We start from the raw sequence: 17,527 nt of genomic DNA on the forward strand, positions 1-17,527 counted from the left end.
GCACCGCACCAGTTCGCCCGTTGCCGGGAGCTTATTTCGCCTTGCGGCTGCGCCGCGGCTTGCCTGTTGGCGGCAGGAAGGAATCGAACCACACTTGCGTCAATTGCCGCGTATTTTTCGCCGCCTCGCGCTTGACGGCGGCCGTCGCATGGCCGCGCGCCGTGTTGGCGATGCGGTTGGCGGCGCTCAGGTACATGCTCATTCAGGGGTTTTTCATGGGAAGCCTCGCAGACAGTGGGTGGGGCGGCGCGGGTTTGTCGCCCTGCCGCCATGCCCTCACTGTAGTCCGATGGCTGGCGCCGACCGTGCGCCGGCCCACATAGCCGGGCGGCGCCGGCGATGGCTTGATCCAGGTCAATACACGTCGCGGCGGTAGCGTCCGGCCGCCAGCAGGGCGTCGAGTCCCTCCTGGCCCAGCATTTCTTGCAGTACAGCATCGATTCCTGCCGCCATGCCCTGCAGGCTGCCGCACACGTAGACGATGGCGCCTTGCGCCAGCCAGTCGCGCAGCTCGCCGGCGCTGGCGCGCAGGCGGTCTTGCACGTATTCACGCTTGCGGGCATCGGCGCCATCGCGCGAAAAGACGCGGTCCAGGCGAACCAGGTGGCCGGCGTCCAGCCAGCCTTGCAACTCTGCGCCGCAGACGCTGTCAAAAGCTTGCTGGCGCTCGCCGAACAGCAGCCAGTTGCGGGCCAGTCCCGCCCGCTGGCGCGCGCGCAAGTGCGAGCGCAGGCCGGCCAGGCCGGAACCGTTGCCGATATAAATGCAGGGCACGTCGACCAGGGCGGGGGCGAAGGCCGGATTGGCTTGCAGGCGCAGGCGGATGGCGGCGTCCAGCGGAGCGAAACGCGTCAGCCAGCCGGAGCCGAGGCCATGGCCTTGATTTTCCTCGCCCGCATGGCGTTCCTGGCGCACCAGCAACTGCAGTTCGCCATCGGACGGCAGCGAGGCGATCGAGTAGCTGCGCGGCGCGTGATGGGCATTGCTGGCATCGCCATCGCTGCCGTCCGCATTGCAGGGAATGATTTCCGCCAGCGCGCCCGCTTCCCAGCTGGCGCCGGCCGGGCCCGTCAACGTGATCTCATGCAGTTCGCCGCCCTGGCTGCCCGGGTTGAGCAGCACGCGGCGCGCCAGGCGCCACTCGCCATACGACGCTGCTTCCTGCACGCCGATGGCGTCGATGGCGCTGCCGCTGCAGCGGGCCAGCGCTGTGGACCAGCCGGCCAGGGCGGCGGGGTCGTGCTTGTCCACTTCGATCAGCGGGAACAGGGGCGTGGCGCCCAGCGTTTGCAATTGTTGCGCCAGCGCATGGCCGAAGCCGCAAAAGGCGCTGTAATGGCGGTCGCCCAGGGCCAGCATGCCGAAATCGAGGCCCGCCAGCGGCGTGCCCGAGGTTTGCTGCAGCAGGCGCGCGAAGCGGCGCGTGCCGTCCGGCGCCTCGCCTTCGCCAAAGGTGCTGGCGACGATCAGGGCCCGTTCGTACTGGCGCAATTGCGCGGGATCGAATTGGTCCAGCGACTGCACGTCGACGGCCACGCCCGCCTGCTGCAGGGCGCGCGCGCTTTCCAGGGCCAGGCGCTCGGCCTGGCCCGACTGGCTGGCGTAGGCCACCAGGGTCGGCAAGCCCGTGTCCGTCTTGCCCGGCATGCCAGCCAGCAGGGCCCGCTGCGCCTGCACGGCCCGCTTGGCCTTGCGGCGGCCCAGGTACAGCATCCAGCCCGTGATGGCGAACAGGGGCAGGCCCAGGCTGGCCAGGGTGACGATGATGCGGCCCGGTAAACCAAAATACGTGCCCATGTGCAGCGGATAAATGATGTTGACGAGGCGCGCCCCCAGCGCTTGCTGGCTGTATGGTTCGTTTTCCGTCACCGCGCCGTCGGCCGCTGCAATGCTCATGCGGCTGCGCGCCCGCTCGTGCGGCGCGTCGCTGGCCAGCCACGTGAATTGCACGGCTTCGCCGGCGCGTGTCGGCAGGCGCACGCTGGCCAGGGTCCAGCCGGCCGCGTGCTGCTGGAAGCTGCTCCAGGCCGGGCCGAGATCGACGGGAGGCGCATCTTTCTTCGCTGAACCCTTTTTCGTGGGCGCCTGCGCCGTGCGCGGGGGCTTGCCGGCCCAGGCGTCGATATTGTCGCGCACCACGTCATAGCTCCAGTAAATGCCCGTCAGGGTCAACGCCACGTAGACCACCAGGCACCAGGTGCCGGCCACGGCGTGCAGATTCCACAGGAAGGAGCGGCCCTTCAGCGCGGGATCGAAGGTCAGCCAGGTGCGCCAGTCCAGCGGACGGCGGGGCCAGCGCAGATACAGGCCGGACAGGGCCAGTCCCAGCAGGCACAGGGCCAGCGCGCCCGCCACTTGCCGGCCCGGCTCGCGCGGCAGCAGCAGCCAGCGGTGCAGCGATTCCGTCCACTCGAAAAAGCCCGCGCCCGCCAGCGCCGGCTGGGCCGCGCCCGTGTACGGGTGGACATAAATGGACTCGCCGCGCCGCTGGCCATTCTTCGGCGCGAAGAATAAACGAGGCGCCGCGCCCGCCTCCGCATACATGGTGATGGAGGCGACGCGCTGGCCATGTTCGGCAGCGGCAATGTTGCTCAGCTGGCCAGGCGTCAGCGGCGCGCGCGTTTCCACGGCCACATGGCGCACGCCGGGATTCATGACATCGAGCAATTCATCCTTGAAGGCCAGGGTGGCGCCGCTCAGGCCGATGATCACCAGCACCGTGCCGGCCGTGATGCCGATCAACCAGTGCAATTGAAACCAGACCTGCTTCCAGCTCCAGTGCCAGCGCCGTTGCGGCGGGTTGGCGGCAGGCTGGCGTTGCTGTTGGCGGGTCTCCGGCGCCTCGTCGGCGCTGGCGCGCAACTGGGGTTGTGGAAGGGAGGAGGTCGTCATGGCGGCTTTCGATGGCGCCGCCATGCAGGGGCGTCAGGCATGGCGGGGAAGAAGGAAGGCTGACATATTAACGCAAACGAGAATCATTCGCAAATGATGGCAAGGACCCTGGAGCCGGAGAAAAGAGCCACGGAATTGAAAAATGCTGACATTGATAATTTACATCACAGTGAAATTATGTAAAAATAAAAATCATTCTCATTCGCAACTATGAGCGGATCCTGAATCGTTGAACATGCGCTGCGGATACAGGCGGACCCGCCTGGCAGGCAAGTCCGGCAGCTCCTTGCTTCGTTTTTCCGTGCAAGCCATTGACGATTTCAGCGACCAGTACGCCTGCCAGCATGGCTGGCTGTCTCACCGGCGCAGGACACTTCCTACAGCAATGACAATATCGCGCTCCGCCCGGCTTGTCCCGGGCGCCGCGCATGACGGTGCTGTGGCAGTTTTGTAGTACCCAAGCAAGCATGGCCAGCCAGGCGCTACGGCGCATTCGCCAGCTATATTCAGCCCACTTGATAGATTGAAAGAACACGATGACATTGAAACACACCGCAGGCGCCGCCAAGCCAGCCGTTCTCATCCGCAGCCGCAAGCACCAGATCGCCGCCGCGCCACGCATGCATGGCACGGCCCTGGCCGCGTTTGCCACCCTGGCCATGCCGCTGGCGCTGCACGCGCAAACGACGGACAAGCCGCAGCAGTTGCAGGAAGTCAAGGTCGTGGGCACGGCTGACCGCCTGATCCAGGCGCCCGTCAAATCGGCCAACGACAAGCTGACGGCACCGCTGCTGGACACGCCGAAATCCGTCACCGTGATTCCTGCCGAAATCATTTCGCAAACGGGCGCCGTCTCGCTGACGGATGCGCTGCGCACCGTGCCGGGCATCACCATCGGCGCCGGCGAAGGCGGCAACCCTGTGGGCGACAACCTGTTTATCCGCGGCTACAACGCGCAAACGGATACGTATATCGACGGCATCCGCGACACGGGTTCGCAGTCGCGTGAAATCTTTGCGCTGGAACAAATCGAAGTCGTCAAGGGCCCGAACTCGGCCTACGGCGGGCGCTCGTCCGCGGGCGGCGGCGTCAACCTGATCAGCAAGACGCCGAAAGTCGACAATTTCACCAACGCCACCGTGGGCCTGGGCAGCGCCAAGTACCGCCGTGCCACGCTTGATGCGAACCGCGTCGTCAGCGACGACGTGGCCGTGCGCGTCAACGTGATGGCGCATGACGCCCACGTTGCCGGCCGCGACTACATCAATGGCGACCGCTGGGGCATCGCGCCATCGATCACCTTCGGCCTGAAATCGGCCACGCAGGCGACGCTCAGCTACTACCACATGCAGTCGAGCGAATTGCCGGACACCGGCTTGCCGTTCAACAACCCGTTCTCGTCCGGCGCGAATGTATCGAAAAACGGCAACGGCACCCCCGTCAACGTGCCGCGCGACACCTTCTATGGCCTGGTCAACCGCGATTTCCGCGACACGCAGAGCGATATCGGCACCATCGACGTGCGCCACGATTTCGGCAACAAATTGATCTTGCGCAACGTGACCCGTTACGGCAAGACCAGCAACGACTACGTGTGGACCCAGCCCGACGATTCCAAGGGCAACACCATGCTGTACGGCACCGTCTGGCGCCGCGCCAACACGCGCACGACCGACACGGACGCGCTGGCCAATGCGACCAGCCTGGGCGGCGAATTCCTGGCCGGCGGCGTGAAGCATACCTACACCGTGGGCCTGGAAATCGGCCGCGAGGAAACGGACCGCAGCTCCTATCTGTTCAGCCCGGGGACGAACAACCCGCTGGAAAAAGTCGGTTCCAACTGCCCGACCTATGGCGCGGCCACCCTGTACAACTGCGCACCGTTGCTCAATCCGAACGCCAACGACCCATGGGTCTACACGCGCTCCGTGTCGCCGGCCCGCACGAACATCGTCACCAACACGCGTTCCGTGTACGGCTTCGACACCATCGAGTTCACGCCGCAATGGCTGCTCAACGTGGGCATCCGCTGGGATGACTACAAGAGTTCGCTGAACACGCCGCAATACACGCTCGACGGCAAGACCACCGCCGCCACCGGCGCCAAGGTGCACGCCACCTTCGCCAGCTACCAGGCGGGTCTGGTGTACAAGCCATCGGCCAACAGCAGCGTGTATGTGTCCTACGGCACCTCGTCCACGCCACCGGGCAATGACGGCGGCGACGGCATCGACGGCTTGACGGTCGCCATCCAGAACTTGAAGCCGCAGGAGAGCAAGAGCTTCGAGCTGGGCACGAAATGGGAAGTGCTGCCGGGTGGCCGCCTGTCCGTGAGCGGCGCCTATTTCCAGAGCGACATGAGCAATGCGCGCGTGACGGCACCGGACGGCAGCACGCAAAACGTGGGCGACAAGCAAGTCAAGGGCATCGAGCTGGGCGTGAGCGGCAATATCACCCGCGAATGGTCGGTCTTCGGCGGCTACACGCACCTGAACGCCATCGTGGAAAACAATGGCTATGTCAATACGGGCACGACGGCTTTGCCCGTGTATGCGCCGTCGCCGTACAACGGCAACCAGTTCCCCACGACGCCGAAAAACAGCGCCTCGCTGTGGACGTCCTACCTGGTCACGCCCGCCATCACGGTGGGCGGCGGCGTGAACTACGTCGACAAGGTCTATGCGAACGTGGCCAACAACAAGTATGCACCGGCCTACACGCGCTTCGACGCCATGGCCAGTTATGTCGTCAGCCGCAACGTGACCCTGCAGCTGAACATCCAGAACCTGACGAACAAGCTGTACTTCGACAAGGTTTCCTCGCCGCATTACGCTGGCGTGGCACCGGGCCGCTCGGCAACCCTGACGGCCAACATGAAGTTCTGATGCAGTGATTTTGCTGTAATGCAAAAGCGCCGTTTCCATCGCAAGGTGGACGGCGCTTTTTTTTCAGCCGGATTGACACGGAGCGGGGCGCAGTCCCGGCCATCCTCGTTTGCCTGATTAGGCGCTACAATAGGGATACTGTTCACTAGTTCCCATTGCCGCCATGACCACTTCCACACCGAATCTCGTCGTCACCCCATCCGCCCACCCCCTGTCCGACGCCGAACGCGCCGCGCGCATGGTCAATCCCGCCTTCGGCCGCATCTTCACCGACCACATGGTGGTGATTCCTTACCGCGACGGCAAATGGCAGCAGGGCGAACTGAAGGCGTACGGCCCTTTGACGCTGGACCCGTCCGCGTCGTCGCTGCATTACGGCCAGGCCATCTTCGAAGGTTATAAGGCGTTCGCGCAGCCCGATGGCAGCATCAAGACTTTCCGTCCAGAACAAAATGCGGAACGTTTCAACCGCAGCGCCGCGCGCCTGGCCATGCCTGCCATTCCCGTCGAGCTGTTCCTGGAAGCGGGCGACGCGCTGATCGCGCAAGACCGCAACTGGGTGCCGAAGAACACGGGCGAGAGCCTGTACATGCGTCCGCTGATGATCGCCACCGACCCTTACTTGGGCGTGCGTCCATCGGAAGAATACCTGTTCGTGCTGTTCGCCTCGCCGGCCGGCGCCTATTTCCCGAAAGGCGTGAAACCCGTCACCGTGTGGATCAGCGAAGACTTCGTGCGCGCCGCGCCGGGCGGCACAGGCGAAGCCAAGTGCGCGGGCAACTACGCGGCCAGCCTGATGGCCCAGTCGCAAGCGCAAGAGAAGGGTTGCGACCAGGTCGTCTGGCTGGACGCCGTGCACCGCGAATTCATCGAAGAAATGGGCGGCATGAATCTGTTCTTCGTGTATAAAGATGGCGAAAAGGTCACCGTGGTGACGCCGGAATTGACGGGAACCTTGCTGCCAGGCATCACCCGCCGCAGCCTGCTGGAAATGGCGAAAGACCTCGGCTATGCGACGGAAGAGCGTAAGTTGTCCGTCCAGCAATGGCGCGACGACATCGCCTCGGGCCGCATGACCGAAGTGTTCGCCTGCGGCACGGCCGCCGTCATCACCCCGGTGGGCGTGGCCAAGGCCAACGGCTTTGAAATGACCATCAACAACAATGAAAACGGCGCCGTCACGCTGGCCCTGCGCGAAGCGCTGCTGGGCTTGCAGCATGGCACGGCCGCAGACACCCACGGCTGGATGCACAAGGTTTGCTGATCAGCTTGCTTGATTGATTGATTGATACCGCGCCGGCACCCAGTTGCCGGCGTTTTTATATTCTGAAAGGGAAACCGATGCAATTGCGAACTGTCTTGCCGGCGCTGGCCGCCGTTTTCCTCAGCCTGTCGGCAGGTGCCGTCCACGCGGCCGATGCCGCCTGCGCCATTCCCCGCAACGTCAGTTATGTCGACTACGACGTCAAGCCGTCGGACGAGAAAAACACGTGCTACAAGCAAAGCACGAACGTGCCCACCGATTACTTCATGCTGGCGCTGTCGTGGTCGCCAGGCTTTTGCGACAGCCAGCGCCGCCGTGGCGCCGTGTCGAAGAAGGCCGCCTTCCAGTGCGCCGATAGCAACCACTTCGGCTGGATCGTGCATGGCCTGTGGGCGCAGTCGAACAATCCGGCCAGCTGCGACGACATTTCCGTGACGCCGCCGCGCAAGACGGAGTTGCACCCGCGCTATTGCAAGGGCAATTTGCCGAAGCTGGCGCCGTCCGAGATCCTGCCCTATATGTGCATGCAGCCCGGCGAAGCCTTGCTGCAGGGCGAATGGGAAAAACATGGCGCCTGCGATTTCGATACTGCCAAGCAGTATTTCGAGAAGGAACGCGAGCTGTTCCAGGCCTTGAAGTTGCCGGACTCCACCATGCCGAAAAACGCGCTGTTCCAGTGGATGAAGCAGCATAATCCGCAACTGAAGGGCCGCTGGCTCGGCTATGAAAAGCACTCGGGCGAGTTGCGCATCTGCTATTCGAAAGATTTCAAGGTCATCGATTGCCAGAAGTAAGCTGGCCTGTCCTGCAGGTTTCTTACATACATGTTAGTGTATTGTCCGGATCAGCAAGATGAACAGGTAGTGTATGCAGCAGTCTATGCGGCAGCAAACGCAGGCCGTGATGGTGGGCGAGGATGGCTTGCCGCCCGGCGCCCGTGTATGGGCCATGCTGGCGCTGGCCATCGGCGTGGGCATGGCTTCGCTCGATACGGCCATCGCCAACACGGCCTTGCCGGCCATCGCCGGCGAGCTGCACACGACGCCGGCCGCTTCCGTCTGGATCGTCAACGTGTATCAGCTGGCCATGGTGGCGACCCTGCTGCCGTTTTCCGCGCTGGGCGAAATCGCCGGCTACCGGCGCGTGTTTATCTCCGGCATGTTTTTATTTACTTTGGCGTCGCTCGCCTGCGCATTGGCCTGGTCCTTGCCCTCGCTGGTGGTGGCGCGCTTGTTTCAGGGCGTCGGCGCCAGCGCCATGATGAGCGTCAATACGGCGCTGCTGCGCGCCCTGTACCCTAAACACTTGCTGGGCCGGGCGTTCGGCAACAATGCGCTGGTGGTGGCCGTTGCGTTCGCCATCGGGCCCACGGCCGCCTCGTTGATCCTGGCGACGGCGTCGTGGCCGTGGCTGTTCGCCATCAATGTGCCGCTGGGCGTGGCCGGCTTTTTCCTGGCCAGCCGCATGCTGCCGGCGACCAAACTTTCCGGGCATACGCTCGATGCGCGCACGGCGCTGTACAACGTGGGCGCCTTCGGCTTGCTCATCTTGCTGTTCGGCGACGCGGCCCATCACGCGGCGCTGTCGACCTTGCTGCCGGAACTGCTGGCCGTGGTCATCTTTTTTGTCTTGCTGCTGCGCCGCCAGGCGGGGCATGCGGCGCCGATGCTGCCGATCGACCTGTTCCGCCGCCCCCTGTTCTTGCTGTCGTCGCTGACGGCCATCTGCACGTTTGCCGCGCAGGGGCTGGCCTTCGTCTCGCTGCCATTCTATTTTGAAGTCACCTTGGGCCGTTCACCCGTGGAAACGGGCTTTTTGATGACGCCGTGGGCCGTGCTGGTGGCCGTGATGGCGCCCGTGGCGGGTCGCCTCAGCGACCGCTATTCGCCGGGCGTGCTGGGCGGTATCGGCCTGGCGGCGCTGGCGGGCGGCTTGCTGACGCTGGTGTGGATACCGGCGCACCCGAGCGTGTTCGACATCGGCTGGCGCATGGCCTTGTGCGGCATCGGTTTCGGCTTCTTCCAGGCGCCCAATCTGAAAGCCATCATGGGCAGCGCGCCACCCGAACGGGCCGGCGGGGCCAGCGGCGTGGTGGCCACCTCGCGCCTGATCGGGCAAGCCACGGGCGCGGCGCTGGTCGCCTACTGCTTCACGGTGTCGGCCAGCCGGGGCACGACGTATGCGCTGTGCCTGGCGGCAGGATTCGCCGCCGTGGCCAGCATCGCCAGCTTCTCGCGCCTGGTGGTGGCGCAGCCGGCGTGGCTGACAGGCAAGGGCAGCTAAGCCTAGACGTCGATGGCCTTGTCCGACTGCATGCGCTTGCGCAATTCGAACTTCTGGATCTTGCCCGTCGACGTGCGGGGCAGGGGACCGAAATAAATGGCTTTCGGCACCTTGAAACCGGCCAGGTTGTTCTTGCAGAAAGCGATCAATTCCGCTTCCGTCACCGTCGCCCCTTCGCGCAGTTCGACGAAGGCGCATGGCGTCTCGCCCCATTTTTCGTCCGGCTGGGCGATGACGGCGGCGGCCAGCACTTGCGGGTGGTGGTACAGCGCATCTTCCACTTCCACGCTGGAAATGTTTTCACCGCCGGAGATGATGATGTCCTTGCTGCGGTCCTTCAGTTTGATATAGCCGTCCGGATACATCACGCCGAGGTCGCCCGTGTGGAACCAGCCGCCCGCAAACGCTTCCTGCGTCGCCTTTTCATTCTTTAGGTAACCCTTCATGCAGATGTTGCCGCGGAACATGATCTCGCCGATCTGTTCGCCGTCGGCCGCCACGGGTTGCATGGTTTCCGGGTCGATCACGGCCACGGCGCTTTGCAAGTGGTAGCGCACGCCCTGGCGCGACTTTAAAACGGCGCGTTCTTCCTGCGACAGGGCCGCCCACTCGTCCTGCTCGGCGCAGATGGCGGCCGGGCCGTACACTTCCGTCAAGCCATACGAATGGATCAAATCAAAGCCCATGGCTTCGATCTTCGCCACCATGGCCGCCGGCGGCGGCGCGCCAGCCACCATGCCGCGCACGGTCCAATCGATGCCGTCGCGCCAGTTGGCGGGCGCGTTGGCCAGCGCCGCATGGACGATGGGCGCGGCGCAATAGTGGGTGATGCGCAATTCGCGCATCAGGTCGAACACGAGCTTGGGTTCGAACTTGCGCAGGCATACGTTGACGCCGGCGCGCGCGGCCACCGTCCACGGGAAGCACCAGCCGTTGCAGTGGAACATCGGCAAGGTCCATAAATACACGGCATGCTTGGGCATGTCCCACTCTAATATGTTCGACAGGGCGTTCAGGGCCGCGCCGCGGTGGTGGTAGACGACGCCTTTCGGGTCGCCCGTGGTGCCGGACGTGTAGTTGAGGGCGATGGCGTCCCACTCGTCGGCGGGCGGCTGCCAGTCGTACTCGGGGTCGCCGCTGGCCAGCAAGGCTTCATAGTCGAGGTCGGCAAATGGTTCCACTTCCGGTCCCAGCACGTCATTGACCTGGATCACGCGCAAGCCGGGAATCTGCGCCGCCATCTGGCGCGCCAGCTCGGCGAATTCCGTGTCGGCCAGCAAGACTTTCGCCTGGCCGTGGCGCAGCATGAAGGTCAGCGAGGCCAGGTCGAGGCGGATATTGAGGGCGTTGAGGACGGCGCCGGCCATCGGGACGCCGAAGCTCGCTTCCACCATGGCGGGCGTGTTCGGCAACATCACGGCGACGGTATCGCCCGTGCCCACGCCCAGCTTGATGAGGCTTGACGCCAGGCGGCGCGTGCGCGCATACGTTTCGCGCCAGGTCTGGCGCACGGCGCCATGTGCAATTGCCAGGCGATTGCCATATACTGCCGCTGCCCTGGCGATATAGTCGAGCGGGGTGAGGGCGGCGTAGTTGGCGCTGTTTTTGCCGAGGCCGGTATTGAAATCAGGTGTCATGCTTGTCTCCTGTTAAATAAAATTCTATAGCTCCCTGTTTCGGGATTGATGCCGGTTAGCATAGCACCGGTGCTGGAAAATCACTGTCATCTTAGTGACAACTGAAGGATGGAATGGATAGCAACGATACTGTAGAGCGTGCCGTGCCCGAACTCGACAGCCACGACTGGTTCACGGCCCTCGATGCGCGGCATCAAGCCCTGTTGCGCGCCGGCAGCGTGCTGCGGCATTACGAGGCGGGCGCCTTCATCACGCGGCGCGGTGAACCGTCGGCGCACTGGATCGGCGTGCACACGGGCTTGATCAAGCTGGCCGTCTACAATGCCGACGGGCGCGGCGCCACGTTTTCCGGCGTGCCGGCCGGCGGCTGGTGCGGCGAGGGCAGCGTGCTCAAGCGCGAACTGCGCCGCTACGACGTGGTGGCCGTGCGCGCGTCGAGCATCCTCCTCGTGCCGGTGGACCTGTTTCACCTGTTGCTGGCCGAGAGCCTGTCCTTCAATGCCTTCGTCATCCGCCAGCTGAACGAGCGCATGGGGCAATTCATCGCCACCATCCAGAACCAGCGCCTGCTGGCCGTCGACGCGCAAGTGGCGCAATCCATCGCGCAACTGTTCCACCCCATGTTATATCCGCGCACGTCCAGCGTGCTTGAGCTGTCGCAGGAAGAAATCGGCTTGCTGACGGGCATTTCGCGCCAGCGCGTGAACCAGGCGCTGGGCCATTTGGCCGAGCTCAAGCTGATCAGCATCGCCTACCAATCCATCCGCGTGGTCGACCTCGACGGCTTGCGCCGTTACGGCGTGGCGTCGCTGTGATGACAGACCGGACGCGCGATGTGTGGCATGCTGGCGGCTCGTTCACCAACTTGACCTGACGCATGGCCCTCGTTTCCGATCACCCCTTGCACTTGCTGGGCTTGCGCTTTCCGCTCCGCCTGCGCGTTACCGTGCGCCAGGGTTTTGTGACTTTGCACAATGAAATCGCCACCAAGAAACTGGCCAGCGGCGACAGCTTCGTCGTGCCCGCCTTCTTGCGCTTCGCCTGCGACGTGATGCCGGGGCGGGGCAAACCGGCCGTGTTCACTCTGGCGCTGGAAGGCGATGAACCCGAAGGCGGCCACGGCGGCGGCAAGCGCTGGAGCCAGGCGCTGGCGCAGCACATCTTTGATACGCCGCAAGGCAAATGGACGGCGGCGCGCCTGGCGACCTTGTGGCAAGTGACGCCGCACAAGGCCAGGGCGCGCCTGTTTGCCGAGGGCGAGGCACTGCTCAGTTTAGTGCGCGAACAGCGCCTGGCGCACGCGCTGCACACGGCGGCGCAAGCGGACGCCGAGGGCGAGCACGGCGAACGCGACCTGGCGCAAGTGGCGGCCGGTTCCGGCTTTGCCTCGATCCCCGCGTTTTGCGACGCCTGCGTGGACGTGGCGGGCGTGCGTCCCAGCCTGTTCCTGCGCGGCCAGGCGCCCGCATAGCCAGACTCCGTTATAATCGGGGCCATGGGATCATTATTGAAGCGCAAACAGTGGCATATGTGGTTCGCCTGCCTGGCGATACTGCTCAATGCGCTGTCGCCATCCCTGTCGTATGCGTTTGCTTCGCTGCACGCCAACGCGAACAATGCCGCCGTCGAGATCTGCTCGGCCAGCGGCGCCGTCTACACGCAAGCGGACCTGGCGCCGGCCGCCAAGTCCACCACCGATTCCGTGCTGCACCACATCGAGCATTGCCCGTTCTGCATGAGCCATGCGGGCAGCGTTGGCTTGCCGCCGTCCTCATCCTCGCCGCTGGCCGTCGTCACGGGCCACGACCACTATCCGCCATTGTTTTACCAGGCACCCACAGCGCCGTTCGCATGGCTGGCTGCCAGCCCCCGCGGTCCGCCTGAACTGGCCTGAATACCTCTGTTCTGCCTGCCGCCCTGCGGCAGAGTACCTGCGTCCTAACTTGTCTCAACTACGCCCATTGGGCCGGAATTGCCATGAAACGTCGTCTTTTCCTTCTCGCCGGCACGGCGGGATTGCTCACGCTTGCCGCTTGCGAACAAGCACCGAAACCCCATTACAACGGCCTCGACCTGACGGGGGGCGATTACAAGCCCGACTTCAAGTTGAGCGGCCCCGACGGCAAGGTGTACACCCTGGCCGACTTCAAGGGCAAGTATGTGATGGTTTTCTTTGGCTTTACGCAATGCCCGGACGTTTGCCCGACGGCCCTGTCGCGCGCGCTGGAAATCCGCCAGAAGCTGGGCGCCGATGGGGATAAACTGCAAGTGATCTTCATCAGCATCGACCCCGAGCGCGATACGCCCGAGTTGCTGGGCGAGTACATGCGCGCCTTCGACCCCAGCTTCCTCGGCTTGCGCACGGACCCGCAGGCGACGGCGCAGACGGCCTTCAATTACAAGGTCTTCTACCGCCGCGTGCCCAGCGGCAGCTCGTACACGATGGACCACACGGCCATCAGCTATGTGCTCGATAACGAGGGGCGCATGCGCCTGGGCTTGAAGCACCAGTTGACGGGCGACGAGTGCGTGCAGGACATCAAGACCTTGATGAAATCGAAATACACCTTGTAACTATCACGAAAGGAATAATCATGACCCACCTGAAAACCCTGCTGGCCGCGGCCCTGACCGTGCTGTCCTTCTCCGCCGTTGCCCAGACTTCCGTGCAAATTACCGACCCGTGGGTGCGCGCCACCGTGCCGCAGCAAAAAGCCACGGGCGCCTTCATGCAGATCACGGCGCCGAAAGCCATGCGCCTGCTGGAAGTGCGCTCGCCCGTGGCGGGCGTGGCGGAAATCCACGAAATGAGCATGACGGACAATATGATGCGCATGCGCCAGGTCAAGGAAATCGCCTTGCCGGCCGGCAAAGCCGTCGAACTGAAGCCGGGCGGCTACCACGTGATGCTGCTGGAACTCAAAGGACAGGTGAAGGCGGGCGACAAGATTCCGCTGACCCTCGTCGTCGAAGGCGAGGACAAGCGCCGCGAAACCATCGAAGTCAATGCCGTGGCCCGTCCGCTGGGCACCGCCTCGGCCCCGATGCCGGCGATGAAGCATTAAGCTGCCGATACGCCCTTGAAAAGCCCGGTTCGCCGGGCTTTTTTACGTCCGCCTGAAAGTTAAACGGCTGTTTGATATAATTCCCCATAATGTTAAACGGTTGTTTAAACGATGGGAATGGCATGAAGCAAGAAACGAGAAGCGACAAGGAAACGGAGCCGGCGCGCGCGCGCATCCTGCAAGTGGCGGTCCAGCTGTTTGCCGACGAAGGCTACCGGCTCGCGTCCGTGCGCCGGATTTGCGAAGCGGCCCACGTCAACGTGGCGATGGTCAATTATTATTTTCATGGCAAGGAAGAGCTGTACCTGGCGGCCTTCGACCATGCGCGCGCGCTGGCGCGTGCCTCGGCTGCTGCCGCGGCGGATGCCGGCCCTGTGGTGGCCGTGGCACCCGTGGAACAGTTGCGCCTGGCGATAGAAGCGATGGTATTCGACATGCTGCGTCCGGGACCATCTTCGCTGTTCAGCCGCCTGGTGGCGCGCGAACTGATCGAACCGACGGCCGCCATCCACATGCTGGCAGACCGCGATGTGCGCGCGCACCATGCGCTGTTCACCAGCTTGATCCGTGGCGTGGTGGGGCAGGCCATGCCGGCGGACGTGGTGCAGAAATGCGTGTTCAGCGTGATCGGCCAGGCCGTGTTCTACGCCCGGTCGCGCATTGTGCATGAATTGGTGGCGCCGGAAATCACCTATGACGAGGCGGGCACCGCCAGCATCGCGCAGCATGTCGCCGCGTTCTCGCTGGCGGCCCTCGATGGCTTGCGCCTTCAATATACCGTGCAGGCGGGCGCATGAAGGCGCGCAACCTGACCCTGGTGCTGGCCGGGCTGGCCATGCTGGGCCCGTTCGCCACGGATACCTTTTTGCCGTCGTTTCCCGCGATCGGCACGCATTTCGACGTCAGCAGCGTGCTGGTACAGCAGACCCTGAGCGTCTACCTGGCCGCCTATGCCTTCATGACCTTGTTCTACGGCACCTTGTCCGACTCGTTCGGCCGCCGTCCCGTGATCCTCGCTTCACTGCTGATCTTTGCCGTCGGCTCCATCGGCGCCGCGTTCGCGCCCAGCTTTGGCTGGCTGCTGTTCTTCCGCGGCATGCAGGGCGCCTCGGCCGGGGCGGGCAGGGTCATCGGACAAGCCATCGTGCGCGACAGTCTATCGGGCGCGGCCGCGCAAAAGATGCTGGCCAATATCATGATGGTGTTCGGCATCGCGCCCGCCATCGCCCCCATCATCGGCGGCTGGCTGCACGTGGCCTACGGCTGGCAATCGACGTTCGTGTTCACCTTTTCCGTCACCGTGCTGCTGGCGCTCGCCTGCCTGAAAGGCTTGCCGGAAAGTTTAGCTGTCGAGCAACGCCAATCTTTCCACCCAGGCAACATCGCGCGCAATTACTGGCTGGCCTTGCGCCACCGGGCTTTCCTGCTGCGTTCGCTGGCCGTGGCCTTCGCCTTTGGCGGCTTCGCCCTGTACATCGCCTCGGCGCCGCATTTCATCCTGGAACTGCTGCATTTGCCGGAAACGGCGTTTGGCTGGATGTTCATCCCCATGGTGGCGGGCCTGGTGCTGGGCTCGGCGCTGTCGGGAAAGCTGGCCCACGTAGTGAAAAGCACCGTGCTGGTGCGCTGGGGCTTGCTGGCCATGGCGGCCACGGGCGCGCTCAATATCATCTACAACCACTGGTTCGCCGCCAGCATCCCGTTCGCCGTCGTGCCCGTGATGCTGTACGCGTTCGGCATGTCGCTGGCCTTGCCGGGCATGACCATGTCGACGCTCGACATCTTCCCGCAGATGCGGGGCCTGGCGGCGTCCCTACAGAATTTCGTGCAAATGCTGGTGTTTGCGCTGGTGTCCGGTTTTGTTGCACCGTTGCTGTTCGACAGCGCATTTAAATTGGCGCTGGGACAGGCTTCGGCCGTGGCGCTGGCCGCCGTATTCTGGTGGCTGGGCAGCCGCCAGGGGGCGGGGCAGGGCGTCACTGGACTTGCCAAAACAGCATGATGGGCCCTGGAAAAAGATGGCATGCTTTCTGCTTTGTTACACTGTGACAATCAGACCCCCGCTGCGGGCACGGCAGCACGCGCGCGGGTCTAAGCAGTTTTGCAACTTTACCTTTGGCTATCATGCACTTGATTAACTCCAGTTTGAACCACGCCTTGCGCGTGCCGCTGGCTGCGGAAATCCACTCGCGGCCGTTCTTGCAGCTCGACGCCCCCGAGCTGATCACCCATCTGGCCGTCTATAAAGATGACAGCGCGGCGCCGGGCGCGTCGAATATGACGGCCCAGCACGCCACCCTGGCGGCCCTGTGCACGCATTTCGGCGTCACGCCGCCCGCCGCCGAAGCCAAGTATTTTTATTACGACTTCGGCCGCTTCCGTCTGAAATGGGAGTGCCACACGGAATTTGCCACGTTTACGTTCGCCGAGCATCCGGGTACCGCCTTGCCCCTGGAGCAGGCGTTCGAGCGCATGCCGCTGGCGCAATTGCCGCAGCAATGGCTGGCGGGCTTGAAGGGCAAGCTGATGGTGGCCGCGCACGTGGTGCTGGAGCAGGCAACCGAGCCGGCCGAAATCTTCATGCAGGGCTTGTCGCGCGTGTTCGAAGGCAATACCCTGGCCGGCAGCAAGGTGCTGCAGGGCGGCGAATTGTGGACGGATTTTACGATCCAGTCCGACGGCTTCAGCCGTTTCGTCATCCGCGATGCGGGCATGCGCTCGCAGCAGTCGGGCCGATTGGTGCAGCGCGTGCTGGAAATCGAAACCTACCGCATGATGGCCTTGTTGGGCTTGCCCTACGCCATGCAGGCGGCGCCGTCGCTCAATGCCATCGAGAACGAACTGGCGACCCTGGCCGCCGCCATGGTCGACACGGACGACGCGCCGGGCCTGGTCAAGGCCGACGAGGGCGTGGCCGAGCAAACCTTGCTGGACCGCATCACGCGCCTGGCGGCCCGCATTGAAAAATTGTCACTCGACAATAGCTACCGTTTTTCCGCCTCGAAAGCGTACATGGGGCTTGTGAAGGCGCGCATCGACGAGTTGCGCGAAGTGCGCATCGAGGGCATTCCGACGGTCGAGGAATTCATGGACCGCCGGTTGACGCCCGCCATGAACACGTGCGAAGCGATGGCCAGCCGCCAGGAAGCGATGGCGCAGCGCATTGCCAACACGAATGACTTGCTGCGCACGCGCGTGGGCATCGTGCAGGAATTGCAAAATCGGCAAATCCTGCAATCGATGAACGCCCGCGCGGCGCAGCAGCTGCGCCTGCAGCAAGCGGTGGAAGGCTTGTCCGTGGCCGCCATCTCGTATTACGTGATCGGCCTGTGCAGCTACACGGGCAAGGCGGCCAAGGTGCTGGGCTTGCCCGTGAACCCGGAAATCCTCGTCGGCGCCCTGGTGCCGTTCGTGGCGGCTGGCGTCTGGCTGGGCTTGCGCCGCATGCACCACAAGCTGCACGTGGACTGAGCCATGTAAGCACCTTGACGGCTCCGGCGG

At 64.0% G+C, this 17,527-nt stretch carries 15 protein-coding genes; 12 read left to right on the top strand and 3 right to left on the bottom strand.

Translation table 11 applies throughout. The features are described 5' to 3' along the window. Positions 1 to 31: 31 nt before the first annotated feature. Both BZG29_RS28135 and BZG29_RS12175 read right to left on the bottom strand, forming a co-directional pair. Positions 32 to 202 (bottom strand): hypothetical protein, encoded by a 171-nt coding sequence (locus BZG29_RS28135; RefSeq protein ID WP_171984996.1) that lies wholly within the window; start codon positions 200 to 202, stop codon positions 32 to 34. 152 nt (positions 203 to 354) lie between these two features. Then, complete coding sequence (locus BZG29_RS12175; RefSeq protein WP_077409073.1) at positions 355 to 2,892, bottom strand: sulfite reductase flavoprotein subunit alpha; 2,538 nt, start codon at positions 2,890 to 2,892, stop codon at positions 355 to 357. 536 nt (positions 2,893 to 3,428) lie between these two features. Between BZG29_RS12175 and BZG29_RS12180 the strand changes: the two genes are divergently transcribed. The 4 genes from BZG29_RS12180 (at position 3,429) to BZG29_RS12195 (ending at position 9,324) form a co-directional block, all read left to right on the top strand. Further along, positions 3,429 to 5,777: a TonB-dependent siderophore receptor gene (locus BZG29_RS12180; RefSeq protein WP_077402887.1), complete on the top strand. Its 2,349-nt coding sequence runs from the start codon at positions 3,429 to 3,431 to the stop codon at positions 5,775 to 5,777. A 163-nt stretch (positions 5,778 to 5,940) separates the two neighbouring features. Continuing rightward, positions 5,941 to 7,041 (top strand): branched-chain amino acid aminotransferase, encoded by a 1,101-nt coding sequence (locus BZG29_RS12185; RefSeq protein ID WP_077402890.1) that lies wholly within the window; start codon positions 5,941 to 5,943, stop codon positions 7,039 to 7,041. Positions 7,042 to 7,118: 77 nt separating this feature from the next. After that, complete coding sequence (locus BZG29_RS12190; protein WP_077402893.1) at positions 7,119 to 7,835, top strand: hypothetical protein; 717 nt, start codon at positions 7,119 to 7,121, stop codon at positions 7,833 to 7,835. Between the two features lie 73 nt (positions 7,836 to 7,908). Then, positions 7,909 to 9,324, top strand: a complete 1,416-nt coding sequence (locus tag BZG29_RS12195) for an MFS transporter (RefSeq protein ID WP_077402896.1) — start codon at positions 7,909 to 7,911, stop codon at positions 9,322 to 9,324. 2 nt (positions 9,325 to 9,326) lie between these two features. Here the strand turns inward: BZG29_RS12195 and BZG29_RS12200 are convergent, their stop codons facing one another. Then, positions 9,327 to 10,961: an acyl-CoA synthetase gene (locus tag BZG29_RS12200; RefSeq protein WP_077402899.1), complete on the bottom strand. Its 1,635-nt coding sequence runs from the start codon at positions 10,959 to 10,961 to the stop codon at positions 9,327 to 9,329. Positions 10,962 to 11,074: 113 nt separating this feature from the next. Between BZG29_RS12200 and BZG29_RS12205 the strand changes: the two genes are divergently transcribed. From BZG29_RS12205 to BZG29_RS12240, 8 genes are all read left to right on the top strand, one after another. Next, the gene (locus tag BZG29_RS12205; RefSeq protein ID WP_077402902.1) at positions 11,075 to 11,776 is read left to right on the top strand and encodes a Crp/Fnr family transcriptional regulator; all 702 of its coding nucleotides are present in this window, start codon (positions 11,075 to 11,077) and stop codon (positions 11,774 to 11,776) included. 62 nt (positions 11,777 to 11,838) lie between these two features. Further along, a complete protein-coding gene (locus tag BZG29_RS28470; RefSeq protein ID WP_077402905.1) occupies positions 11,839 to 12,432 on the top strand; it encodes a hypothetical protein in 594 nt (197 codons plus the stop codon). A gap of 36 nt (positions 12,433 to 12,468) precedes the next feature. Next, entirely contained in the window at positions 12,469 to 12,855 is a 387-nt protein-coding gene (locus tag BZG29_RS12215; RefSeq protein WP_253192861.1) for a DUF2946 domain-containing protein, read from the top strand. An 83-nt stretch (positions 12,856 to 12,938) separates the two neighbouring features. After that, on the top strand, positions 12,939 to 13,535 hold the full coding sequence (locus BZG29_RS12220) for an SCO family protein (RefSeq protein WP_077402911.1): 597 nt from the start codon (positions 12,939 to 12,941) through the stop codon (positions 13,533 to 13,535). Between the two features lie 20 nt (positions 13,536 to 13,555). Next, complete coding sequence (locus BZG29_RS12225) at positions 13,556 to 14,026, top strand: copper chaperone PCu(A)C (RefSeq protein WP_077402914.1); 471 nt, start codon at positions 13,556 to 13,558, stop codon at positions 14,024 to 14,026. Between the two features lie 122 nt (positions 14,027 to 14,148). Next, positions 14,149 to 14,823, top strand: coding sequence for a CerR family C-terminal domain-containing protein (locus tag BZG29_RS12230; RefSeq protein ID WP_171984997.1), 675 nt, complete (start codon positions 14,149 to 14,151; stop codon positions 14,821 to 14,823). Further along, entirely contained in the window at positions 14,820 to 16,028 is a 1,209-nt protein-coding gene (locus BZG29_RS12235; protein ID WP_077402920.1) for a multidrug effflux MFS transporter, read from the top strand. Before BZG29_RS12230 ends, BZG29_RS12235 begins: the two co-directional genes overlap by 4 nt. A 122-nt stretch (positions 16,029 to 16,150) precedes the next feature. After that, positions 16,151 to 17,497, top strand: coding sequence for a DUF3422 family protein (locus BZG29_RS12240; protein WP_077402923.1), 1,347 nt, complete (start codon positions 16,151 to 16,153; stop codon positions 17,495 to 17,497). The last annotated feature ends 30 nt before the right edge of the window (positions 17,498 to 17,527 follow it).

It is taken from the genome of Janthinobacterium sp. LM6 (assembly GCF_002002885.1).
In the GTDB taxonomy this organism is placed as follows: domain Bacteria; phylum Pseudomonadota; class Gammaproteobacteria; order Burkholderiales; family Burkholderiaceae_D; genus Janthinobacterium; species Janthinobacterium kumbetense.